Origin of the sequence: Lunatimonas lonarensis (assembly GCF_000390185.1) — a bacterium.
Classification (GTDB): Bacteria; Bacteroidota; Bacteroidia; order Cytophagales; family Cyclobacteriaceae; genus Lunatimonas; species Lunatimonas lonarensis.
Map to the genome: position 1 here is coordinate 142,410 of NZ_AQHR01000040.1, position 25,695 is coordinate 168,104.

Sequence of the window (25,695 nt, forward strand, 5' to 3'; positions counted from 1 at the left end):
AAGTTGGCGTGCGGGGCGGGGTAATTCTTGGTATTTGCCAAGATTGCGATCACTGTACCTAAAAAAGGTTGGGGAATTGGTCGACCTATGCCCCTGCTACGGAGGTTAGTGCTTCTTTCGGAGAAGGGCGTTGTCAGAGTTTAACCTTGTTCATCAATTTGCTAAAATTAGTCGGGTCAATACCGATGTAGTTGGCTAGGTATTTATGTGGGACAAGCTGCAGGATGTGGGGACTGCGCTGAAGCAACTTCCGGAATTTCTCCTCGGAACTGAAGGTCTGAAGCTCCACCTGTCGCTCCAATACCCCCGAAAGTGCAGCGGAAACGCCTTGCAGGAGGAATTTGGAGATACTTTGGTGTTTTTCGGTTAGTTTTTCCAGTTCCTCCCGGGAGATCCGTAAAAAGGAAGAGTTGGTGAGGGATTCAAAGGTATAGCGAGCGGGGTGCCCCAGCATAAAGGAGTCAAGGATGCCGCCAAAGGAATGGGGATAGGTAAAGACCAGGGTTGCCTCCTTATCTTGATCTTCCTAAAAAATCCGTTGCAGGCCCTCTGTGATAAAATACAGGTAGTCCTCCCGTTGTCCTACGGCGGTGAGGCAGGTTTTTCGTTTACAGGAGTAGGGCTTCCATACCTCCAGATAGTCAAGCCACTCTTCGTTAGTCAGCGGGTAAATGGCCAGTGTAACCTTTTTCAGGAAGTCTGTATGGGTCATGGGTTGATGTTGGTTGGTTTTTGCGGTAAAAGCTGCAGACCCAGGCCTAGGGCTGTTCAGTCTGGAGGCCTTAATTTATCTATTTTTTAGCGCTATTCCATAACCGTTGAATTCAGGTAGCTAGGATTTATCAACAAATTAACGATTTCCCTGCCCGTGGATCACATCATCATGTGGTTTTCATGCCACCCCTGCAACGCAACTCGCATAAATGCCATCAAGGGAGAAAAATCATTCAAACGTAATACACATGGAAAAGATGAGATTAAACCCCTACTTATTGCCTCATAAAGGATTGAGGTACCTGCTTGCCAAGGTTTCCTTGTTGGCCGGCAACCTGGACAATACCCTTCCCAAAGAAGTAGACCAATTGAAGGCGCTTTCCAATGAACTGTTTTTTCTGTTGGAGCAACACGCCCACGTGGAAGATCACATGATATTGCCGGATTTGGAGAAAAAGTGTCCCGGAAGCACGGAGGAAAACCATGAAGAACACGAATACCTGGAAGGTCTCGTCGCACAGCTTCAAACCCAGGTCAACGCGCTCCAGCCGGGGAGCGATCCCAATGCGCCCAAGGTGTTTTTTGAAGCACTTATGGAGGTTATTGGTGAGGAAATGGATCCTAGGCCATTTACCGTGCTGAGGGAATCCTTGGAAGAAGGGGCACTGGTACACTGAACATTAATTAAGAGATGGCCGGTTGGTAGCGGCCAGTAAACGTTAACTAATCAGATAAAAATGAAATCGAATATTGTAAAACTATGGCTCTTGGGCGCATTCCTCTTGGGTGCATGCCAAGAGGAAGACGTTGTTCCCGCAATGAGTCCCCTAATTGGGGAATGGGAGGCTGCCGAAGGCCAGTTCCTGGCGCTAACGGTGGATGGTGAAGAGAAGACCAAACAGGAATTTGGTGTGGAGGTTCTAAAGGTACATGAAACTGTAGCAGAGCGTGCTACACTGGAGTACCTCCAAGATAATTTTCTGGGGCCTATAGACGGGGTAGCTCCCAAGCTGGTCTTTTCCGGTTCCGACCAACTTTCTGCGACGGTAGCCGGTGAGCAGCTGCAGGGAATTTGGCATTTGCAAAACGAGGGTACAGTGTTAAAGCTGGTGGTTCCCGGTCTGTATGAAAATGGGTTCTTTTTCAACCTAAGGAAGCTTACGATGCAAGAGCTGCAGCTGGACTGGAGCTGGGACATGACCTTTCTGGGTGACGAGGGGGAACTGATGCGCGTGGGTCTGGTCATTAAACTGGTTCGCTGAGATGTGTATGGCCTGTGAGATGGATCCTGCAAAAGCCGAGGGCTTTGCAGGGTCCATCATTGAAATGATCAATCAGGGTGCGTTGGGCATCTTGGTTTCGATGGGGCATCAGTTGGGGTTGTTTGATGCCATGGTAGGTGTGCCTCCGATCAGCTCTTTGGAATTGGCAGCTAGTACTGGCCTTCTGGAACGCTATGTCAGGGAATGGCTTTATGCCATGGCTGCGGGCAGGATTGTGGAGGTAGATATCAGTTCCACCTATTTTCACCTGCCCCCGGAGCACGCCCAGTTTTTGAGCAGGAAGTTTCCAGGCGATAACTTGGCGTTGTTTGCCCAATACATCCCCGTCTTGGCCGGCGTGGAGCAGCAAGTGATCCAATGCTTCAAACAGGGGGGCGGTGTTCCTTATGAGCAGTACGGTAGGTTTCACGAAGTGATGGCGGAGGATAGCGGTCAGACTATTTTGGGAGCCCTTTTTGAGCATATTCTGCCTTTGGTGCCCGGACTCCTGGAAAGGCTGGAATCGGGAGTCGACGTGCTGGACATTGGGTGCGGCTCTGGCAGAGCCATGGTATTGATGGGCGAAACCTTTCCCAATTCCCGGTTTTTGGGCATTGACCTTTGCGAAGCGCCTTTGACAGCGGCGAGGCAACGGGTGAGGGAGAAAGGCTTGAACAATGTACACTTTATCCAGGCGGATCTGACCACCTTCTGTCCGGAGGGTAAGTTTGATTTAATTACCGCTTTTGACGCCATTCATGATCAGGCCCGGCCCGATTTGGTATTGGCGACGGTGTATGACTGCCTCCTGGATGACGGCGTTTTTTTGATGCAGGATATCGATTCGTCGGAAAAAGTGGCCAATAACCTGGACCATCCCTTCGGACGATTGTTGTACAGCATTTCTACGCTGCACTGTACCTCCGTTTCACTGGCGCAGGGCGGGATGGGCCTGGGTACCATGTGGGGAACCGAACAGGCAAACCGCATGCTTCGCGCGGCCGGATTCCGCCAAATCACTGAAAACCGCCTCCCCCACGACCCCATGAATTGTTATTTTGTGGTGGGGAGATAGTTCTACAAAACTGGATAGTATAGTTTTTCACTATCCGGTTTTTTACTTCTCCCGGTAATGTTTTTGCTTTTAGTAGGTCAGTGAACCGACGCTGCGTGGATAAGTTGGATTAGATTGCGAGGTAAACGATGGTTAGAGTTAAGCTTGCTTGTTAACATAAAAATTGTAGTTTTGAACTATTAGTGTTTACATCACTTGACTTCCCGTAGAATAACCGCGATTTTCATGCTCAAAACCTGCTGTACCCTGCTGCTTATCGTAGCCTTTAGCCCGATAATAAGCCAAGCGCAAACACCCACCCAAGCGAAGCAACGACCCAATATCATCTTCATCCTTACCGATGACCAACGCTGGGATGCTTTGGGGCATGCCGGTAATGAATACGTGCAGACTCCGGAAATGGACCGGCTTGCTGAGGAAGGCTCCTATTTTCCAAACGCACTGGTCACTACGCCTATCTGTGCAGGAAGTAGGGCAACTATTTTTACCGGTCTCTATGAGCGTACCCATGCCTATAATTTTCAAAGCGGCCCTATTAAGAACGAATTTATGGAAACCGCTTATCCAAAGCTTTTAAAGGAAGCGGGCTATCGGGTAGGCTTTTATGGCAAATATGGTGTCAACCATAAAGACCTGGCAGGGCAGTTTGATGAATATGATTCCTACGACCGTAATGGTCAGTTCAAGGACCATCGGGGATACTTTTTCAAGACAATTGATGGAGATACGGTTCATCTTACCCGCTACACCGGACACCAGGCATTGGAGTTCATCGAAAAGGCCAGGCCGGAGGAGCCGTTTTGCCTCTCTCTTTCCTTTAGTGCGCCCCATGCCCATGACCCGGCCGAGCTGCAGTATTTTTGGCAACCGGAAGTTGATCACCTGCTTAGTGATGTGACGGTCGCTGGACCAGACCTGGCGGATGATAGGTATTTTCTCGCACAGCCGGACTTTGTGCGAAGGGGCTTTAACCGATTGCGGTGGACTTGGCGTTACGATACGCCCGAAAAGTACCAACATAGTATGAAGGGATATTACCGGATGATTTCCGGTATAGACTTGGAAATCGCCAAGATCCGGCAGCTGCTGGAAGCGAAAGGATTGGATAAGAATACCGTTATTATCTTCATGGGGGACAACGGCTACTTTATCGGAGAGCGCCAATTGGCCGGAAAGTGGTTGATGTACGACAATTCCATTCGGGTACCCCTTATGGTCTATGACCCACGCCTTACAAAACACGTGGATTCCCAAGAAATAGCCGCCAATGTGGATGTCCCTGCCACTATTTTGGATATTGCGGGTGTCTCCATTCCTGCAAACTACCAAGGCAAAAGTCTGCTCCCCGTCATAAAGGGAGAGCCGTTAAACAGAGATACGGTTTTAATCGAGCACTTGTGGGATTTTGAGAATATTCCCCCCAGTGAGGGCCTGCGTACGGCCGAATGGAAGTATTTCCGGTACGTAAACGACAAGTCGGTAGAGGAGCTTTACCATCTGGCAGTGGATCCTCTGGAAACCAATAACCTCGCAAAGGACCCGAAGCACGCGGCCAGAATGGCCACATTTCGCAAAACACTGGATCGGCTTATTGTGGATCTTGCCGACGAAAGTACCGCTGCGCCAATGAATTTGCACGTAGAGACAATCCGGAACACAACAGGGCTTGTGATAGGCAGCAAGCAGCCCGAATTCGGCTGGCAAGTGCCGGCTGGCTTGGTTTTTCAGTCGGCTTATCAGGTATTAGTGAGTAGTTCAAAGCTAAAAAGTGATCAGAACCTCGGAGATGTGTGGGATAGTGGGAAGGTCATCAGCGGCGAATCTGCCTCTATTCGGTATGGTGGACCCGAATTGGAAGAAGGAAAACTATATTATTGGAAAGTCCGGCTTTGGGACGGGGATAACCGAACCGGCCGCTATGCCGAGCCCATGGCATTTCGGGTGGGCAACAGCAGCGGGCAGCTGACTACGCCAAACCGATTTTTGTTGGAAAACACATCACCTGAGACGCTCCGTAAACTCGACGAATCAACCTGGTTTGCGGATTTTGGAAAGGCTGCTTTTGCCAATTTGTCTTTTGTGTACGAAGCGGACAGGAGAGAGACGGTGACGGTTCGTCTTGGAGAGCAATTGGACGCAGGAAGAATCAATACTATACCCCAGGGGCATATCCGATTTCAAGAGGTACAGGTTGGCGTTAGTCCCGGAAGAAGGCGCTACGAGTTGAAGCTCCCCCCGGATGAACGAAATACCGGCCCGGCCGCGGTGGCCTTGCCAGATTCTTTCCCGGTGCTATTGCCTTTTCGCTATGCGGAGATTGTGGCCAAGAAGCAACCAATCGAGGTTAACCGTCAGGCTTACTTCGGTTATTTTGAGGAGGATCAAAGCAGTTTTTACAGTTCGGATACGGTACTGAACCAAGTCTGGGATCTTTGCAAATATTCCATGAAAGCAACATCCTTTGCGGGTATTTACATCGATGGGGACAGGGAGCGAATACCTTACGAGGCAGATGCCTATATCAACCAGTTGAGCCACTATGCGGTAGACTGGGAGTACCCGATAGCCCGCAGGAGCATCGAGTATTTTATGGAGTACCCAACTTGGCCCACCGAGTGGCAGCTGCATGTGGCGCTGATGTTTTACGAGGACTACCTCTATACCGGAAATACGAAGCTGATAGAAAGGTATTACGATGAGCTGAAACACAAAACGCTGATGGAGTTGGCAAGGGAGGATGGTTTGATCAGTTCTGAGCGGGCTACGCCAGCGTTTATGCAGAAGCTCGGATTCAAAGATCCGAATGTAAAGCTGGCTGACATTGTCGATTGGCCTCCGGCACAAAAAGACACGGGTTGGCAATTGGCAACCCCCGAGGGGGAACGGGACGGGTTTGTGTTTAGGCCTATCAATACCGTGATTAACGCACTCTATTACAGGAACCTTCAGATAATGGGGGAGTTTGCGCGCCTACTGGGAAGGACCGAAGAAGAGTTGGCATATGAATATATGGCGGCCAAAGTAAAGAAAGCCGTGACGGAAAAGCTACTGGATGCTGATAGAGGTATCTACGTCGATGGAGAAGGAACCGATCATTCTTCACTTCATGCCAATATGATGCCGTTGGCATTTAACATGGTACCAACCGAACATATCCCGAGGGTGGTCGAGTTTATCAAATCCCGCGGAATGGCCTGTAGTGTATATGGTTCCCAGTACCTGATGGATGGGTTGTATAATGCGGGAGAGGCCGATTATGCATTGGAACTGATGACCGCCACCCACGATCGAAGCTGGTGGAACATGATCGCGATCGGTTCTACGATGACCCTAGAGGCATGGGATATGAAGTACAAGCCCAATGCCGATTGGAACCATGCCTGGGGTGCGGTGCCGGGAAATATCGTTGCACGGAAAATGTGGGGCATCATTCCCAGGACGCCCGGAGCTGGCAGGTTGGAAATTCGTCCCCAGTTGGGCAACCTGACACATACCGAAATTACCGTTCCTTTTATCACGGGACAGGTTAAGGCAAGCTACAGGAGGGTAAACAACCGCCTGCAAACGTACACCATTGAGCTGCCGGCCAATGTATCTGCGGATCTGATCTTATCTTACGGTGCAAACGATGCCGTTTCGTTAAATGGAGAAAAGGTCAATGCACAGTTTGAGTCCATCCGCCTTTCTCCCGGCCTCAACGAGGTGGAACTGCAAGTGAATTCTTTTTAAGGACATTTTTTAGAGCCGTGCCAGGTTACTGATTCCTGAATTTCCAGCAATGGGTTTGGTATGAGGTAAAATAGCACATGGTTTGGTTAAAATCTTGGAAAGAAACCGACTTTCTAGGAGATAACTTTGGATGGAAAATAGTTGATTGATCTTCCCAAGGCGTCGCAGATGCAGCATGTCACTGAACAGGTACTCTCTGTATTTGCAGGGGGGAAAGCCGGTAGGTTTTCGCGTTACCTGTAGGTAAATTAGGCGTCCTGCGTGTGCGGTCCTTGGGTTGTTCAAGGGGTACCAAAGCACCGTCTGGGTCCGTGTGTAGCCTGAGCTGCTATTGGGCTATTGTATGGATTTAGATCAAACTATGAAAAATCTCCTACTGGTATTCTTTGTCGTTATTTCTGCCGTCCTTTCCGGTAATGGTCAGCAAGCGGCGACAGTTATTTCCGAATTGGAAAAGCATGAATTGCTAGAGGAACTGGTACAAAGGCTTGGGCAAACGGAAGCTGACCGACTGGCCCGCGGGGTGGATCACCTGCGTTCCTTGTGGATGGAGGCAGATGGGGATCATGTGGCTTTTCATGATTTCTGCATGAAGCAGTTTATTCCAAGTGGTGAAACACTTGATAAGGCTTTTGAAATTGCAGAGGCCCAATTTGAGGCGATTAACGGTTACCGACGGGAACTATCTTTGGTGTTGGATTACCCGCTCACCACGATGTTGCGTCCGGTTACTGAGCTTGACCGGATGGTTGCAGGGGCAAACTTTCAACCGGATTTTTTCAAGAATAAACTCGCCCTGGCAATCGCCTTGAATTTCCCCTACTACACCCACGAAGAAAAAGAACAGTTTGGCCCGGAGTGGACGCGCAAGCAATGGGCCATGGTTCGGTTGGGAGATCGTTTTGATTTTAGGGTGGACCCGACGAAGGAGCCCGAAGCGCTCAGGTTACCTGACGAACTGCGGGATTATACCTCGCTTTATATCCTCTCCATGGATCAGGTGCTTTCACCTACAATGGAGGTGCTTTTTCCTCCCGGCACACGGCTGAATAGCCACAATGGACTCCGAGATGAGATCAAAGGACTGTATTCCAGAAAGGATCCGCTGCAAAGCCAGCGCACCCTAAACACCATTGTGATGCATATCATTCACCAAACCATACCTGCGTGTATGATTGGTGAAACACCCTATTATTGGGAACCCGAAGCAAATAAGGTATATAAAAAAGAGGAAAACCGGTTTGTTGAAGTCAGTTTTACGCCTGAGGCAGATACCCGATACCAGGTCTTGCATCACAATATGACCTCTAAAATGCGACAGGACAGCAAATATGCCGCAGGGTCAACTTACCTATCCCGCACATTTGACAATGTGCAGCTTTCGGAAGCGAAAATCGTCTCACTCCTTAAGTCGGTGGTTGGGGCACCGGAAAAAAAGGCAGTTGCCAACTTGATCGAGAAAAATCTGGGTAGAAAGCTGGAACCCTTCGATATCTGGTTTACCAACTTCAATGACACCCCGGATCACGATATGGATCAGCTAGATCAAGTGCTCCGTCAAAAGTATCCTACACCGATGGCCTTTCAGCAGGACATCCCTGCGATTCTTCAAAAAGTCGGCTTTAGCAGGTTTGAGGCTGATTTCATTGGCAGTCGCATCGTAGTGGATCCCATCCCGTCGGGGGGGCATGCCAACGGCCCCCAAATGCGCGGCGCCAATGCGCATCTTCGCACACGGTTTGAAAAGGATGGACTTAACTACAAAGGCTATCGGGTAGCCATGCATGAAATCGGGCACAACATCGAGCAAATTGTCAGCACGTACATTACCGACCATTATTCCTTGAAGGGTATTCCGAGTAGCCCCTATACAGAGGCCATGGCGGACTTATTGGCCTATCGCAGCATGGTTGCGCTTGGTGTCAATGCGGAATACAGTGCCCGGGAAAAGAGTCAGAATGCATTGGCTGCATTTTGGTTTGTATGTGAGATCGGAGCGGTAGCCTTGCATGAGATCAGGGTATGGAATTGGTTGTACCTTCACCCGGATGCCACTATGGAAGAGCTCAAAGAAGCTACCATGGATATTGCCAAGGGACTTTGGAACGAATATTTTGCAGAGATATTTGGGGTCAGGGACGTGCCGATCTTTGCGATTTACAATCATTTTATCTCCGGTGCTTTGTATTTGCATAGTTATCCTTTGGGCAATATTGTCATGATGCAGTTGGAAGAACAGTTTGAAGGAGGGGATTTTGCGGAGGAGCTGATTCGGGTGTGCAAGATTGGTAAACTTACGCCCGATCAGTGGATTATAGAAGCAACGGGGAAACCCCTTAGTGCTGAGCCACTCCTTCAAGCGACACGAAAGGCCTTGGAGGTTCGATAAGAGATAAGCTTTGTAAAAACCGAAATAATTTAACTATAAAAAGGATGCATGGTCGAATAGTAACCAGGGGAATTTTAGCGGTCTGGTCCTTGCTTTTTTTGTCCATGGCCCTTGTTTCCGCACAACAAACCAATCAGGGGCAGGCAATGCGTGATATACATGTAGGTGGCTACTTGATTACCCAACTGGAGGAGGTAGACGAATCCTACAACGCGGGCTATTCGATGTATATGGCGGCATGGCCACTGGTCAAGGAATATCCGGGGAGGAGCTTTCAGTCGGGACTCTTTGGTACCTGGATGCATCCGCAACAGGATGGCCCCCTACCGATAGAGCGGTTTTATACAAACATCGAAGGAGGACTGGGATGGTGGCGGGATACCGAGTTTGCGACGGAAACGCCCAAATTTATTATGGGCGGTGTGCAGTTGAATTTTGCCGGGTGGGCGAATGGGCCCGGAGCAGGAAGGGGCAGAGACTGGGACGATCCGAAAGGGAAGTACGGCGTGGCGCAATTGAGCCCCTGGGTATTGTGGCCTCCAGATGGGCTCAACCTAAAACAGGGAACTTCCGGTGAGCTGTTCGGTAGTGGGTACCTGCCTTTGCCGCTTATGGAGCCGAAGACAACGACAGCCGGCACAGCGGTTCCAACCGGAAATCAATGCTGGACCTTATTTTTCAATACGGGTAATTTCAAAGGACCGGTAGCTTTCTTCACCCCCTATTTCTGGACGCAGGCCTCTGCCGAGGATCCGCGCTTAGCGGGTTTGTTTTTAGATCAGCGACCCTCAAAAGCCAATAAACCCTTTCAAATGGAGACCCAGCACATCTATTCGAAAGAGGCTACCGATGCCACAGGCCAGGTCTTCGCCCGAACCGCACCCACACAATACCCGGTAGGTTCAGACGGGGTGTCGGACTTATTGCACCGTCTAATGGTCTACAGGAAGAAGGCACTCTGGGATGATGTGGAAGCTTGGTTTAAAGGCGGACCGGTTGCCAGTGGTGTAATCAACACGGAGCAGGCAGCCATGCAACGATTCAAACAGGGAGTCAGGTCAAACTGGAGCTTTTTTGGGGAACATATCGAGAAGGATAAACGTGCCTTGATGAATATTACGTCGTATTTGGATGCCAGCGTCACAGATTCGGCTACCCTGAGGGTGTATTGGGCGGGAGACCTAGTCACAAAAAGGGACGTTGGCTCCCGCTCCTTGGTGATACTTCCGGAATACTATAAGCTGGTGAAAAAGGAGGAGGATGACAAGGGAGAGTGGGTAGCCGTGGCCCCTAAGGATGTACCTGTTGAAACGGGACTGCATGCCGTAGACTTTAATAGCAAGGACAAAAGAAATGCCCTTCCCTATACTACCCCGGTAGAGCCGGAAAGCAGCTGGAAGACCCCGGGTCCGGTAGCTGGTCCTTTTAAGTCGAAATTAGGGGATGGCAGTACCGTTACCTATTATTGGTACCGTTTCGCCGATCAGCCGGCCCTGCTGAATGCGGATCTTACCAAAGAGGAGCGGGAGGAAATGCAACGGCGAGCAGAGTTGCTTCACAGGCATTGGACGAAGGAGCGAGAATACCTTCCTCCGCCATTGATCGGAGAACTGGCGGACATTGATCCGGCACTGATCGTACAGCCTCCGGCTGGATTTGAGGTAGGCTATGTGCCCATTGTGACCCAGCAGGGATTGGAATGAGCTTAAACAAAGATTTTAACAAACAGGTAAAATTTATGAAAGAGTGTAGGTTCCTTTCGTCCCGCCTAGCTGGTTTACTATGTTGTTTTTTCTTATTGGAGGCTTGCAGCCACCCAGAGGATAAAAAACCCAATGTGATCATCTTTTTTACCGATGACCAAGGTACCCTTGATGCAGTTTGTTATGGAGCCGATGACCTGTTTACCCCGAATATTGACAGGTTGGGCAGTACCGGAATACGTTTCACAAAAGCTTATGCCCATACGGTTTGCTGTCCCAGTAGGGCTGCTTTGCTTACAGGCAGGCATCCCCAACGGTCAGGGATAGGAGACTGGACCCAAAACAACCCACATGACTTGGAGAAAGGCAGAAACATGCCCCTTGATGAGGTGACCATTGCCGAAGTATTGAAAGATAACGGATACAGAACCGCACTTTTCGGTAAATGGCATCTGGGAGCTTCGTTAGAGAATGGACCACTTGAACAGGGGTTTGATACATTTTTTGGACACAGAAGTGGCTTTATTGATAACTACTTTCATTATTTTTTGCATGGCAAGGGGTTTCATGACCTTTGGTCTGATAACAAAGAGGTTTTTGCTCCAGGGACCTATTTTCCCTCTATGATGACAGAAAAGGCTATTGAGTTTATTGATGCGAGCAAAAACGATCCCTTCTTTTTATACATGGCTTTCAATTTGCCCCATTACCCAGAGCAGCCCGACTCGGCTTTCGTTGCAAAGAATGCAGGTTTAGAGGAGCCCCGTCGCTCTTATGCCACGGTAGTTTCTATAGTTGACGATTTGATAGGGCAGGTTATGAATAAACTTGAAGACCTTAATCTGAGGGAGAACACGCTGATTATTTTCATGAGTGACAATGGAAGCTAATACTTAATGGTCGAGATACCACCGGTGAATTTTCACCGCATCCACAAAAAGAAGAAAAAATGGAATCACCTTACTTGGCAAATTTGGATGATGAACATCCCGAAGAAAAAAACTACGCAGCGGAATATCCGGAGCTGGTGGATCGGATGAAGGCGCTCTTGGATGAATGGGAGGAGGATTTGAATCGTCATTTACCTTCTGAGGAGTAAAACAGTGCTTTTCCAGCATAAGTCACATCCATTTAAAGTCGCTACTTAATTGGGTAGCAATCCCATTAAAAAGCTGTCTTGATTTACCTGATTGAACCGTTATGAAGAATGCTGGCCTTTTTCTGGCTGTTTTCCTTTCCCTTTGGTTTATATCCTGTGCTAAAAAGGATACCCGCACTCCTTCGCCGAAAAAGCCCAACATTGTCTTCCTTTTGGCAGATGACCTTGGGTATGGTGAGCTGGGAAGCTACGGACAAAACATGATCCAAACACCCGTGTTGGATGAACTCGCCAGTAAGGGGGTGCGGTTTACCAATTTTTATGCAGGAAGCCCGATCTGCGGCCCCTCGCGTGCGGTTATACTCACCGGGAAACATTCTGGCACCGCCACCATCCGAGGAAATATCGGCTATAACCCCGAAACCGGGCGATTTGATCGTGTGGCGTTGCGTGCGGATGAACTGACCCTTGGGGAGATGCTTCGTGGAGCGGGTTATCAAACGGCATTTATCGGTAAGTGGCATCTGGACGACTGCCATGTGGAAACCTGGGCCTACCACAGAGGGTTTGATTTTGCGGTTCAGGAGCAATTTGGTTCTTGTCCGGGGGGAATTGTGTACGATGAAAAAATGCACTGGGTAAATGGAAAGCAGGATTCCATCTACTACGATCAGACAGCCTACGACTGCCTAGATGAATTTCGCACCGATATCGCATTGGGATACCTAGACGAGGTGGACATGGAGGAACCTATTTTCCTTTTTATGTCGTATAGAGCTCCCCACGCACACGAGAAGACGGTCCGAAACAAGGACCTTTATGCAGACCAAGGATGGCCGGAGATTGAGCGTACCCACGCAGCGAAAATCACCCTGCTTGACAAGCAGGTCGGTAGACTGTTGAAAAAGCTCGAAGATATGGGGATTTTGGAAAATACCCTGATCGTATTCACGAGCGACAATGGAGCACATGGTGAATTGGGCCATGATCACACCTATTTTAACAGCACCGGCGAATTACGCGGCAAAAAGCGAGATACGTACGAAGGTGGCCTTCGGGTGCCGGCTATTGCCTATTGGGAAGGAAGGACGATGGCCGGATCGGTGGAAGCAACACCTTTTTCCGGTCAGGATATCATGCCCACCTTTGCCGAAGTGGCCGGGATAGAAGTGCCTGCCCAGTCAAACGGTGTTTCCTTTTTGCCCAGTCTAGTTGGCAGGCCTCCTACACCGCGGGAATACCTTGTTTGGGAGTTTAACATGTACGGCAGGCCATCTACCAACTTTAGGCAGTCTGTTCGTATAGGCAATATGAAGGGCGTTCGGTATGGAGTTGATTCAAAGATGGAATTGTATGATCTGTCACAGGATATTTCAGAAAGCGTCGATATTTCTGCACAGTACCCGATGTTGGTTCGGGAGATGGAGGAGATTGTCCTAAAGGAGCACCTACCCAATCCGCATTTTCCCTATGGCGGCTATGGAGCGATTTTGGGAGCCGAATAAGTCAAGAGAACAAATGCAAAATTAATGAATCTCCCTGGATAGCGGGTCATTGGATTATCCATCTTCCAATATATAAGGTAGGCTAGGGGATTCTCCATGGAAAACCCTAATCCTATCCCCAAGACCGATTCAACATCGGTTAACGGCCATGGTAATATTATTTTTGATTTAAGGAGATAATTCGTTTATTTTTAGGCAATTCTAATTTCCTACCCAAAAGACCCGATGCCTGCCCAAAATCCCTACAAGTTCCTAAGCTATATATTTTTTACGTTCATCATGGGATCATTTATTGTTTCTTGTGCCAGCCGATCCAAGCCGGTTGCCTTTGATCCTCCAACCAACGGACGCATCGTAATAGTAGGAAATACCTTTGCGGAGCAGCTGCAGAACACCAACTATTTCGAAACCTTCCTGTACAGAAATTTTCCGGACAGAAAGCTGGTAGTCCGCAATCTGGGGTGGAGTGGGGATGAGGTAGACCTACAGCCTAGGCCCTTGGATTTTGGTTCCTTGGAAGAAAACCTGGGCTACCATAAGCCGGATTATATTTTCGCTTTTTTTGGCATGAACGAAGCTTTTCAGGGAGCGGATGGCCTGCCGGGATTCGAGCAAAACCTAAGGTCTTATCTGCAAAAAATTTCAACTGAAGCCCACAACGGAAAATCACCTCCTCAGGTAATCTTGTTTTCACCCATCTACCACGAGGAAATCGGCGGTCTTCTTCCCAGTCCGGACGCTCATAACGGACAACTGAAAGCGTATACGCGCAAGATGGCAGAGGTGGCCGAGCAACTTAATATTCCTTTTGTAGATTTATATAGCGAAAGCAAAAGGCTTATGAATCGTACGGATGAGCCCTTGACCTACAATGGCATTCATTTGACCGAAGTTGGGTACCGCCTGGTAGGAGAAATCATGGCGGCTTCGTTGGGATTTCAGGGCATTGGCGTATGATGAACGGGGTGATGAAGGTGGAAAGACCACCCTCCCAATAGTGCCGCAAAGCGGTGTTCTGGCAAATATCCCATGGAGAGATGTAATACGGTGAATTGTACCTCTGTTAAAATATAAACTGTGATGGATAGGCGTGACTTTCTAAAAGCAATTTCGGTAACAAGTGCAGCGATTCCGTTGGTTTCTGCCAATGCATTTTCACTGTATCCAAGTCACTCAAAGAATACCAGGTTGGTATATCATCCGGCCTCACAGATCACCGCTATGGATATAGAGGTACCCGAAGGCAAGCGACTTCCGTTTGGTTGGGAAGCCTTTGCAGTGAAGCCAGGTACCGAAGATCCTTCGGTTCACCTTTCTTTTGATCTTGAAGGCGACGTACCCTATCCCTCGCTTAGACTGAGGTTGTGCAGCGTCATGGACATCCGCGAAGAAATGCTCATTGAAGTATACCTGGGAAGGACTTCCGAATTGATCGGAACGTTGGATATCCGATATCCGATTGTGATACAGGTGTTTGAACTGCTTATTCCTCCGGCGTTTCATGGTAAGATAGGTCGAGAGGGCCTTTCTCTCAAAATGGTCAAAGGGAGTACGCCTGCTTGGTTTTTTAGTGGAGGGACAAACAATCCAACCAATCAGCTGTTGACGGCCCACTTGCTTTCCCATTCCACCGACAATCCCACGTTGAATAATTTCTTTTCCAGTTTTTATTCCATCAATTCCATTCAGCAGTTTGGTTGGATGGAGGGCTGCGTGCTGGACGGCTTGTATGACATGTTCAAAAGCACTTCCAATCCATTGGCCAAGCGGGTGATTGACCAGCATCTTGCCCTGTTTTTTGACGAACATCGAAGGCTTAACTATGAGGGGCCCCGCAGCCAAATTTTATATGATCTAATCTATGGAATTGAATGCCCCTTACCGATAGCCGTCATTACCAAACTGTACCCCGATCATCCGGCAGTAGACCTATTGATTACCTACTGCATGAATGATCTTAGGGAGGAAAACAACCTGACCACAGAGGGTTGCTATACATTAGCCTATCCAATGGCGGAAGCAGCCGCCGCTAGATATCATAAGGATTTGGCAGAATTGGCCATTCACCATCTCTTGATCCGAAGTGATCGACTGGTAAAAAATGGGCACATTTACCAACGGGAAACGAGTGATGGCATGGTTTCTTTCGAAAGTTGGGCCAGAGGGGTGGCCTGGTATATGCAAGGTTTGGTAAGGAGTTGGATGGCATTACATAATCACTCGGAGTTTCGTGGCCTGCCAGGTCTTGAAACCATCAAGCGCTTGTACCTTTCTTCAGTCGAATGGGCGTTGCACTACCAGCAAAAGAATGGGCTTTGGTATTGTTACTTGGCACAGCCTGAGACCGGCTATGATACTTCCGGTTCCTTGGGCATTGCCGCGGCGATCGCTTTGGGGCAAAAGAATGGGATACTCCCCACTGATGTGACCAAGCAGCTAATAAAGACAAAGAATGCAGTGAAATCTTATTTGACCCCGGATGGAATGATTTCGGGCACGGCGCAGTCCAATAAGGGAGGGGAAGAGCTCCAAAAAAGCGGCTACCGGGTCATCTCTTCCTATGCTTCGGGACTCTATGCCCAGCTGATTGCATCCTTACCCGATCCGTTATGAAGCAACAATGACCGGCCGCAGGCAAGCTTTTTTTCATTCATGGGGTGATGCTGGGTCGATGGAATTTTGCATCGGGGTAAAATAGTACATTTTTTGGCTAACATGATGCAACCCTTCTCCACCATTACCCTGTATTTTTAGGTCAGAAAATCCAACACGTTGTGATAGATGATAGGTCTATCCCAGGAATTTCTAATTTGGTTATGGTTTTGAGGGGGTGCCCAGTCCTCTTGTCGAAAACAAAATGCGATGAGGTTTAGAAAATTTCTGTTGTGTGGAGTGTGTATGGTTTTGGTTTTGTCGGCCTGCCATGAGCAAAGGACCGCACCCAATATCATTTTTATTGTTACAGACCAGCAACGCGAGTCGATGATGAGTAGTTCCGGTAACCCGTATGTCCATACACCGGCCATGGATTACATTGCAAATAACGGCATCCGGTTTACTAGGGTCTACGCGACAAATCCTGTTTGTTCTCCCTCTCGAGTCAGTATGATAACGGGACGGTTTCCAGGATATTTTTACGACAAGAATAGAAGACAGGCGCGAAATAATGCAACTTCGGTAAACATCGCAGAGGTTTCGGACCTGGTATACGAAACCAGTTTACCGGCTTATCTCAAAGAGGCCGGCTATGAATTGGTACTTGGTGGTAAGCAGCATTTTCCTGCCCCGCTGCATCCGGAACGGTTGGGTTTTAGGATATTGACGGAAGACGGAAGGGACGAGTTAGCCGAAAAGGCGGCGCAATTTATCCGGCAACCCCAATCAAAACCCTATTTTTTGATGGTGTCGATAGTAAACCCCCATGACATCTGTTACATGGCCATCCGTGATTTTGCGGATTCACTTTCCCTTCTGCGCCTTCAACAAAACGCCAGTGCGGCGCTGGAGAATTTGGACAACGCCCTACGAATCCCCGAGGGGATTGATAGGGACACGTTTTTCAATACCTATTGCCCGCCTTTACCTCCAAATTTCGACATACAGGAAGACGAGGCAAAGGCAATTTCGGTGTTCTTGGATAGGGATCCGAGATCCTTCAGACGCAGGGCCCGCGAGGAATATACCGAGGAGCAATGGAGAATGCACCGCTGGGCCTATGCCCGCCTGACCGAAATGGCAGATCGGCAGGTGCAGGTGATACTGGATGCCCTTCGCGAGTCAGGACAGGAAAAAAATACGCTGGTGATTTTCTCCAGCGATCATGGTGAAAACGATGGCTCCCACCGCTTGGAACATAAAAATGTACTCTACGAGGAATCCGTTAAAATTCCCTTTGCCGCCATGTGGAAGGGCCAAATTAAGCCTGGACAGGTGGATAGTTTGCATTTGGTCTCCCTCGGTCTGGATCTGTTACCCACGGTGGGGGATTATGCGGGCGTAGCGGCGGTGGCAGATGCTAGGGGCAAAAGCCTACGCCCGCTGTTCGAGGGAAAGAAGACGACTTGGCGTGAATCCTTGGGCATAGAGGGGGAGATAAGCCGGGCGGTTTTGCATGCCAACGGCCTCAAATATATTCGCTACGATGCGGCGGGCTTTGAAGAACGCCTCATGGATTTGAACAAGGATAGGTATGAGACGACCCATTTCACCAACGATCCCCTGTATCAGCAGGGACTGGAAGAAATGCGGCAGTTGTTCGAAAACGATTGGTTTGAGGGATTCTGATTGGAGTGGAATGCAGGGCATCTTTTTGATTTATGTAAATCAGTTGTGAAAAACGGATATTTGTTATGGGTATAATTGGCAGAGGTATGTGGTTGGTATTAGCTTTGCTTTTTGGAGCCACTTCGGTAATCGCACAGCAGCGGCCCAATATACTGTTGATCATGGCAGATGACATGGGGTATTCCGATCTGGGAAGCTTTGGCGGAGAGATAGAAACCCCTCATCTAGATCGAATGGCAGCGGAAGGGATCAGGTTCACGCAGTTTTACAATGCGGCACGCTGCTGCCCTACACGGGCTTCGCTACTTACTGGCCTGTACCCCCACCAAGCTGGAATTGGCGATATGACCAATGACCTAGGCTTGCCAGGTTACCGGGGGGATTTAAATGCGCAATGTGTCACGCTTGGGGAGGCCTTAAAAGCGTCTGGTTATGAAACTTTTGTGTCAGGTAAATGGCATGTAACCAAGCATGTGGACACCTGGCGAACATGGCTGACGGAAGATCAACGTATTCATACGTCGAAGCACAACTGGCCGCTCCAACGGGGCTTTGACCAATTTTTTGGAACCATACACGGGGCTGGAAGCTACTATAACCCCTCCACGCTTACCTTGAACAATACACCTGTAGAAGCACCGGAGGTTTTTTACTACACGGATGCGATCAGTGACTACGCTGTTTCGGCTATTCGAAACCATGCCGAAAAGGGCACCGAGTCGCCTTTCTTTGGCTATATATCCTATACAGCGCCTCATTGGCCGCTTCACGCGCTTCCGGTAGATATCCAAAAATACAAAGGCAGGTATGACGTGGGATGGGAAGGCATTCGGGCTGAGCGAATGCGTAGAATGAAGGAACTGGGACTGATTCATCCTGAATGGAGCCTAGAAGGCAGAGACCCTGACCTATTGGAATGGGAAGACACCGAACACAAAGACTGGTGGGCAGCCTGTATGGAGGTGTATGCAGCCATGGTTGATCGCATGGATCAGGGAATAGGTCGCCTTTTGAACGCGTTGGAAGAAACTGATCAATTGGAAAACACCTTGATATTGTTTCTGCATGACAATGGAGGCTGCCACGAGGTACTTACCGATAAGTGGCCCCGTTCTTTGCATTTTCCGGACACCCAACGGGATGGATCACCGCTCCTACGGGGCAACGACGTCAGTGCTTTTCCCGGCCCTGAAAGCACTTATATGAGTTACGCCGCTGAATGGGCCAGCGTAAGCAATACCCCTTTTAAGCTGTATAAGCACTATATACACGAGGGGGGGATTTCTACGCCACTCATTGCTTTTTGGCCCGCAGGTATCAAAGATGCATCGAGGGCGTCCGATCACCTCGGGCATATTGTGGATATCATGCCTACATTGCTGGAGGTGGCCGGTGGTGTGTACCCTACCGTGTATAAGGGGGAAAATATCACCCCAATGGAAGGACAGAGTTTGGTGCCGATTTTTAATAATCAAACTTTTAACCGGAGCCCCATAGGTTGGGAACATGAAGGAAATAGAGGCTTCAGAGACGGCAAATGGAAGATAGTAGAACGGCGCGGTTCTGATGGGGCTTGGGAGCTGTATGACATGGAGAACGACCGCACCGAACAAGATGATCTTGCCACAAAGCATCCCGACCTGCTGGAGAAAATGGTGGGCCAATATGAGGCTTGGGCCGATCGGGTAGGAGTGGTAAAATGGCCGGTAAGGAGATAGCGATGGAAAAACGATCTGTATTTGTTCTCATCTATCTGATAGCATGCTTGGTTTCCTGTACCACCGACCCCTCGCTCCAAAATGGGCCGGTTAGACTATCTTGGGAGGAGAGTTCCAGCGGTTGGAAAATCAGTGAAGTTCTTTTTTCCAAACCTTCGGGGGGAAAGGTTGCCGTGAATGCACCGTCTGGAATGATGACCGTATTGTTCAGTCCGGACTTACCCGCAGGCCCGGTTGATACCGTTATCTACAACAACCAAGGCAAGCCCTTTCCCGATAAGGAGTTCACCTATATTCAGTCTTCCTGGAGGCAGGTATTGGATCCGGTACGATTGAATACGGCGGGCACAGCATTTTCCTTTTTTCCAGAAAATGTAAGGTCGGAGGGGAATGCGTTGGTTTTCAGCCGTGAGTTGGAAATAGGCCGAGTTGAAGCTGCTTGGGAAATCGACAGGGATAGGGAAGGGGCATTTATCGTTACCATTTCGTTGGAAGCTTCTCAACCCGGTTATTACAGTTTGGCCTCTCCGGATTTGTTCTATACCGAACCTGACGAATTGGCATGGGGCATTGTACCGGGACATTACCAAGGTCGCCAAATCACCGATGATCTTCCTTCTTCCTTGGTATACGCGCAGGGTTTGCCCGCTATACCTTATATAGCAAGGGAAAATACCCTCACCACCCTCACCTCCATTCTAAGTAATCGACAGGGAGTCAGCTATTCCGTCTCGGTACTGCCTGGTTACGGTCGTGATCCCTGGGCAACCGATCAATCGACCCACCTAGATACCCGCTTGGGGCTTTCCCATATGAACCGGAATGGGAGGCTGACCCCAACGGCCTATTACCCTTTACTAAACCATTCTTCGGCAAAGCTGGCACCGGGCGATCGGGTTTCCTTTACCTGTAAATATACCGTAACCGACCAAGATTGGTTCTCCCTTCTCAAGCAAACAGCAACACAGGACTATCAGTTGGAGAATTTTTTGTCCCTAAAGGAATCGTCCCTTTCACTTACGCATCGAATTTTCAATCTACTTGACTACTCCTTGGACGATGAAACTTCTATGTGGAATGAGATGCAAAGTGGGGGCATGAAGATTGGCGCGCAATCTTATTTGGGAGGTGTAGAGAGTTCCTCAGGGGATGCTACCAAGAATTCAGATATCGGTGCCATGTGGATGATGGCAAACCTGACCAACTTGACCGACTTGAAAACAAAGCGACTGCCGCTAATTCGGAATTTCAAGCTGCAACAGATCGAAGGAGAGGGCAGCAAGATCAGTGGAGCGATCAAGGGCCAATATTATCTCAGCAAAAGCGATAAGTGGGTGGAAGAATGGGGAGATCATACCGAACCCATAGCGTTAACCTATTATAATATGCTGGACCTCGGAAACATTTTGCTTTTTGACCCCCATGACGAAGAGCTAAGGGAGGTTCTGAGTTTGGGAGCGGAGCGCCTGCTGAATTGGCAGAAATCCGATGGCAGCTGGGCAGCCGGTTACCTTAAAGACGGAAAGACAGAGGTTTACCAGGACTTAAAGGATTACCGGCCTACCTTCTACGGGTTGCTGGTAGCCTACCGTATCTTGGGAGATCAGCGGTACCTCGAAGCTGCCATTAAGGGTGCGAATTGGCTGTTAGAGGAAGGCGTGCAAAACGGCTACTTTACCGGTGTTTGTGGGGACACCCGGTTTGTGAATGACTTTGCGACCGCTCAGGTTGCCCAGGCCCTGTTGGATTTATGGGAAATCACCGGAAACGAGACCTACAAAGAGGCTGCGGTATTCACAGCCCGCATTTATACTTCCTCGATCTATACCCACCCCATCCCAGATAAAAGAAGTAAGGTAGTCAATGGTCGTGAGGTGCCTGATTGGGCGATCAGTCAGGTAGGTTTGGGGTTCGAACATGGTGGTAATTTGGGTTCAGCGACCGGGAGAGGCCCCATTTTACTGGCCAGTCATGCCGGGCTGTTTTTACGTGTTTCCCAACTTACAGGTGATCCCTACTTTGCCATGTTGGCACGTACGGCCATCTGGGGTCGAGACGCTTTTTTACATCCGGAAAATAAGGTAGCATCGTATTACTGGGCAAGCATGAATGCCGGAGCAGGTAAATTTCCACACCATGCGTGGTGGCAAATAGGCATGCTCACCGACTATTTGGTAGCTGAAGTTGCCTACCGTAGTGCTGGTGCACTATCGTTTCCGATGGGATTTTTTACACCCAAGGTAGGGCCGCACAAGACAGTAGGCTTCCAAAAGGGTGAGATTTTTGGCAAATCCGCTTCTCTGTTTTTTCAAAAGGAGTTGGTCTCCGGTTCCAGTCCCTATTTAGATTATTTAGGAGCTCGTGCAGAGGAGGAAGAGGTATACTATATAATTCTATTGAACAACAGTGCCCACGGGCGTACGGAACAACTAAAGGTCAATCTTCCTCACGAGTCGGTCAAAAGTAAACCCTTTTCACTAAGGAACTATGATGCAACAGGGAAGTCGATCGATATTCCGTTTAATCACGGTGAAGTAGAAATTGATTTTCCACCATATTCAATGAGGGTTTTGGAGATATCGGGGCATTGATTTTTCATGTACATGCTATGCCGCATTTTTTTATGCAAAGGTACTTCAATTCTTTTTTAAAAGAATTAATAGTAATTATTAAAATTTTTTATCTAAGTTATCTTCTATGTGTATTCTGGATAAAAACTGGGCTTTATCCTGGTTAAGATAGTATATGTATCAGTTAAGATAATGGATGACTATGTATTTAATTGGGTCTATCTTTCGGGTGTTATTTAAAACCTAACTTATAACCCCATGAAAAAAAATACTAAATATGGCGACGAGGAATTGTCGCTTGAGGAATTGGTAGATGGTGGGAAACGAGGTGTATATTTCACCTTTATTCTACTGTTTTTAGCGCAGTTGGTTGCTGTTAATTCATCTTTTGCAAGGGTGAATGCGCCTATGGGTTATGGTCTTGTATATACGAATGCAGGACTGTATACACTTGAAAATCTGGGAATCGAAGCCGATTTTTTCGAGTTCCAGAGTGATAATCAAGTTAGAGGAACCGTAACCGATGAATCGGGAGAGCCGCTACCGGGAGCCTCGGTTGCGCTGGAGGGGACTACCATGGGAACCGTGACAGATTTGGACGGAAATTATACGATCTCAGCACCTGTGGGTAGCACCCTGATTTTTTCATACATAGGGTTTGATCCGGTGAGAATCAGGGTGGATAACCGTGCCCAGATCAACGTCACCCTCAAGTCGGAATTGTCCGCTCTGGACGAAGTGGTAGTCGTTGGGTTTGGTACGGTCAAAAAGAGAGACCTCACTGGAGCGGTATCTTCACTGAATGCGGACGATGTGTTAAGCCGGCCTATGTCCAACTTGGGGGATGCCCTTCAAGGTCAAATTTCGGGTGTACAGATTGTGCAAGGGTCTGGACGACCAGGTGCCGGGCCGTCAATTCAGGTACGGGGGCTGAATTCAATCTCCGCGGGACAGTTGCCATTATTGGTTATCGATGGTGTGCCGCAGGCTGATATGGCAGATCTTGGGGTCATCGATCCGATGGTAATCGAGTCCATTGAAGTGTTAAAGGATGCTTCTGCTGCTGCGATTTATGGTTCCAGAGGTGGTGCAGGTGTGGTTTTGGTTACCACAAAGCGGGCTAAATCCGGATCCAGCAACTTTACGGTGAACCATACGACGTCGGTTCAACAGTTGCCTCGGAGAGTTCCAATGATGAACGCACAGCAATACATGGAGTCTGTAATGACCGCTGCCCAAAATGCATGGGTGGTTCGTAGGGGAGGTGACCCCAACGCACCCAATACGGTTGCTGCCCGGGGACATATTCGGTATACCTGGCCTCAGGAGTGGGATGATCCCAATGTACGTGCCAGTTGGCCCGACACCGATTGGCAGGACGTAACCTTTAGAAATGCACCCATGCATAAGATCAACCTGACCGGGTCGGGAGGCACCGAAACACTCACCTATTATTTTGCGGGAAGCTATACCGATCAGGATGGTATCGTGGACAATGACCACAACCATAAAATGGTACACCTCAACGCAAAAATCGAAAACAGGTTCAGTAAATGGTTTAAAGCGGGAATGAACATAAACAACCGCTTGACTTACATAAGAAATGATCCGGAAGACTGGTCGATCGTACAGCATGGTATTGAGTTTCCTCCCATATTTCCGCAGGTTACCGAGCAAGGGTATGCAGGTGGTCCGCTGACCATCGTCAATGATTCAAGGTATCCTTCAACTACGCCTGCGATGAGCAATTTTGAAGGGCTTTACTTTAATACTGCAGCGAATCCTTATGCTCACATGAGGGACATAAAGAGAAGTGAAAACAACTTTGTACAAGGTAATATTTGGGGTGAACTCACGCTGATGGAAGGGTTGAACTTCAGATCAAGTTTTACCTATAACCAGGAGTGGGGACGCAGTTCCTTTTTTACTACCGTTGACAATAACCTTCCTGAGAATTTCTGGAGGGCAGGTAATATGGCAAGAAATATGAATCGAAATGACGGTTGGTATTTCGAAAATTTGCTTACCTATAACAAAGTCTTTGGTGATCATAGCCTGAACTTTACGGGGGGATATATCGCTGAAAAACGCAATCGGTTCGGATTCAATGCGGCTAGAAGGGACTATGAAAACGACATTACACCTTTCTTGAGCCAAGGAAGGGATGTTACCGTTGCCAATGATTTTGAGATGACCACCAGTTTTTTGTCATCTCTCGCTAGAGTAAATTACGGATTGAAAGACAAATATTTACTTACGGCTACGATCCGTCAGGATGGTTCTTCACGCTTTGGAACAGATTACAAGTTTGGCTACTTCCCCTCTGTGGGTGCGGGTTGGATTGTAAGTGACGAAGACTTTATGAAGGGGACAAGCTTCCTGGAATTTTTCAAGCTGCGAGCCAGCTACGGCCTTGTAGGTAACGACAACTTCAGCGATTATTTGTGGGTGCCCTCGTTGGCCCAGGGATTTGCCCCTATCGGTGATCAGATGACAGCCTTTTTCCAAAAGGCAGCGCTTCCCAACCCCGAACTGCGATGGGAGCGGACCGGGCAGTTCAACGTTGGGTTTGATGTTGAACTATTTAACAACCGGGTGAACTTGGTAGCTGATTTTTACAATTCACGTACCGCCGACCTTTTGTTAAACCTCCCCATTTCATCGTTGACAGGATTTACCTCATTGATGCAAAATACGGGAACGGTTGAAAATAAAGGGATGGAACTTGCTTTGACCACGAGGAATACGGTGGGTAAAGTGACGTGGACTACCAACACGAATTTCTCGTTGAACAGAGGAAAGGTACTGGATCTGGGAGGTGAGGAATACCTGATACCCGCCCAGTCATTTGGATTGCAGGTGCGTACCTATGTAGGACAGCCATTGTTTCAGTTTTTCGGATACGACTACCTTGGAACCTATCGTGACCAAGCGCATATCGACGCAACTCCATCCTTTCCCGGCGCAGAACCTGGAGATGCCAGGTATAGGGACGTGGATGGAGATGGTGTAATAACGACTGAGGACCGAACCCTTATAGGAAACGCCCAGCCGGATTTCATCTGGTCTATGAACAACCGTGTGACCTGGAAAGGCTTTGATCTAAGCGTATTGGTAGTTTCAGTGGTAGGAGGAGAAAAAGTCAATCTGATGAGACGGCGTTCTGTTTGGTTTCACGGGGGACGTAATTTTCTTGACTTTATGGCCGATGCATGGACACCGGAAAATCCGGATTCCTACTACTATAAGCTCAGTACCGATCTTACCGGTATGAACAATCAGCCTTCCAGTTATTGGATAGAGAGCGCGACTTATGTCAAGCTGAAGGATATAACACTAGGGTATAACCTTCCCCGCAATTTTGCAAATCGTATCGGGTTAGCCACCGCAAGGGTGTTCTTCAATGGAAACAACCTGTTCTCTTGGGACAATTTCATAGGGTATGATCCCGAGCAAGGTGGTAGTGGCAATAACCATATCCGTAGAGGCTTCACCCATACTGAATACCCTATACCGAGAGTATATTCATTGGGGGTTAATGTATCGTTTTAATCAATAGCTTAGACATTCATGAAATCGATCGCAATTAACCGGTTAAACACTGGCGTTAGTATACACTATGCGACCTGCCTACCGGTAGGCAGGGA

The 25,695-nt window shown here is 48.6% G+C and carries 17 protein-coding genes; 15 read left to right on the forward strand and 2 right to left on the reverse strand.

All coding sequences use genetic code 11. From position 1 onward, the window contains the following. Nucleotides 1-133: 133 nt before the first annotated feature. Both ADIS_RS23610 and ADIS_RS23615 read right to left on the reverse strand, forming a co-directional pair. Nucleotides 134-454: a Crp/Fnr family transcriptional regulator gene (locus ADIS_RS23610; RefSeq protein WP_010853375.1), complete on the reverse strand. Its 321-nt coding sequence runs from the start codon at nt 452-454 to the stop codon at nt 134-136. Nucleotides 455-526: 72 nt separating this feature from the next. Next, complete coding sequence (locus tag ADIS_RS23615; RefSeq protein WP_010853376.1) at nt 527-712, reverse strand: cyclic nucleotide-binding domain-containing protein; 186 nt, start codon at nt 710-712, stop codon at nt 527-529. 250 nt (nt 713-962) lie between these two features. Between ADIS_RS23615 and ADIS_RS05505 the strand changes: the two genes are divergently transcribed. The 15 genes from ADIS_RS05505 to ADIS_RS05570 all read left to right on the forward strand — a co-directional run bounded on the left by ADIS_RS05505 (nt 963) and on the right by ADIS_RS05570 (nt 25,600). Continuing rightward, a complete protein-coding gene (locus ADIS_RS05505; protein WP_035804790.1) occupies nt 963-1,391 on the forward strand; it encodes a hemerythrin domain-containing protein in 429 nt (142 codons plus the stop codon). A 60-nt stretch (nt 1,392-1,451) separates the two neighbouring features. Then, entirely contained in the window at nt 1,452-1,976 is a 525-nt protein-coding gene (locus ADIS_RS05510; RefSeq protein ID WP_010853378.1) for a hypothetical protein, read from the forward strand. A 1-nt stretch (nt 1,977) separates the two neighbouring features. Continuing rightward, nucleotides 1,978-3,051: a methyltransferase domain-containing protein gene (locus tag ADIS_RS05515; protein ID WP_010853379.1), complete on the forward strand. Its 1,074-nt coding sequence runs from the start codon at nt 1,978-1,980 to the stop codon at nt 3,049-3,051. Between the two features lie 225 nt (nt 3,052-3,276). After that, nucleotides 3,277-6,780 carry a sulfatase-like hydrolase/transferase gene (locus tag ADIS_RS05520; protein ID WP_010853380.1) on the forward strand — a complete coding sequence of 1,168 codons (3,504 nt, stop codon included), beginning with the start codon at nt 3,277-3,279 and terminating at the stop codon, nt 6,778-6,780. A gap of 361 nt (nt 6,781-7,141) precedes the next feature. Further along, nucleotides 7,142-9,169 (forward strand): hypothetical protein, encoded by a 2,028-nt coding sequence (locus tag ADIS_RS05525; protein ID WP_010853382.1) that lies wholly within the window; start codon nt 7,142-7,144, stop codon nt 9,167-9,169. 146 nt (nt 9,170-9,315) lie between these two features. After that, nucleotides 9,316-10,872 (forward strand): hypothetical protein, encoded by a 1,557-nt coding sequence (locus ADIS_RS05530; protein WP_202900554.1) that lies wholly within the window; start codon nt 9,316-9,318, stop codon nt 10,870-10,872. Between the two features lie 35 nt (nt 10,873-10,907). Then, complete coding sequence (locus ADIS_RS05535) at nt 10,908-11,762, forward strand: sulfatase-like hydrolase/transferase (protein WP_162141558.1); 855 nt, start codon at nt 10,908-10,910, stop codon at nt 11,760-11,762. A gap of 59 nt (nt 11,763-11,821) precedes the next feature. Further along, nucleotides 11,822-11,971 (forward strand): hypothetical protein, encoded by a 150-nt coding sequence (locus ADIS_RS22900; protein ID WP_010853385.1) that lies wholly within the window; start codon nt 11,822-11,824, stop codon nt 11,969-11,971. 101 nt (nt 11,972-12,072) lie between these two features. Beyond that, nucleotides 12,073-13,476, forward strand: coding sequence for a sulfatase-like hydrolase/transferase (locus tag ADIS_RS05540; protein ID WP_010853386.1), 1,404 nt, complete (start codon nt 12,073-12,075; stop codon nt 13,474-13,476). A gap of 279 nt (nt 13,477-13,755) precedes the next feature. Continuing rightward, nucleotides 13,756-14,433 (forward strand): SGNH/GDSL hydrolase family protein, encoded by a 678-nt coding sequence (locus ADIS_RS05545; RefSeq protein WP_162141559.1) that lies wholly within the window; start codon nt 13,756-13,758, stop codon nt 14,431-14,433. A gap of 123 nt (nt 14,434-14,556) precedes the next feature. After that, nucleotides 14,557-16,089 carry a glycoside hydrolase family 88 protein gene (locus ADIS_RS05550; RefSeq protein ID WP_010853388.1) on the forward strand — a complete coding sequence of 511 codons (1,533 nt, stop codon included), beginning with the start codon at nt 14,557-14,559 and terminating at the stop codon, nt 16,087-16,089. 249 nt (nt 16,090-16,338) lie between these two features. Further along, nucleotides 16,339-17,760 carry a sulfatase family protein gene (locus tag ADIS_RS05555; RefSeq protein ID WP_155907147.1) on the forward strand — a complete coding sequence of 474 codons (1,422 nt, stop codon included), beginning with the start codon at nt 16,339-16,341 and terminating at the stop codon, nt 17,758-17,760. A gap of 86 nt (nt 17,761-17,846) precedes the next feature. After that, nucleotides 17,847-19,478 (forward strand): arylsulfatase, encoded by a 1,632-nt coding sequence (locus tag ADIS_RS05560; RefSeq protein ID WP_155907149.1) that lies wholly within the window; start codon nt 17,847-17,849, stop codon nt 19,476-19,478. 2 nt (nt 19,479-19,480) lie between these two features. Beyond that, on the forward strand, nt 19,481-22,069 hold the full coding sequence (locus tag ADIS_RS05565) for a glycoside hydrolase family protein (RefSeq protein WP_010853391.1): 2,589 nt from the start codon (nt 19,481-19,483) through the stop codon (nt 22,067-22,069). A gap of 237 nt (nt 22,070-22,306) precedes the next feature. Continuing rightward, nucleotides 22,307-25,600 (forward strand): SusC/RagA family TonB-linked outer membrane protein, encoded by a 3,294-nt coding sequence (locus tag ADIS_RS05570; RefSeq protein ID WP_010853392.1) that lies wholly within the window; start codon nt 22,307-22,309, stop codon nt 25,598-25,600. The last annotated feature ends 95 nt before the right edge of the window (nt 25,601-25,695 follow it).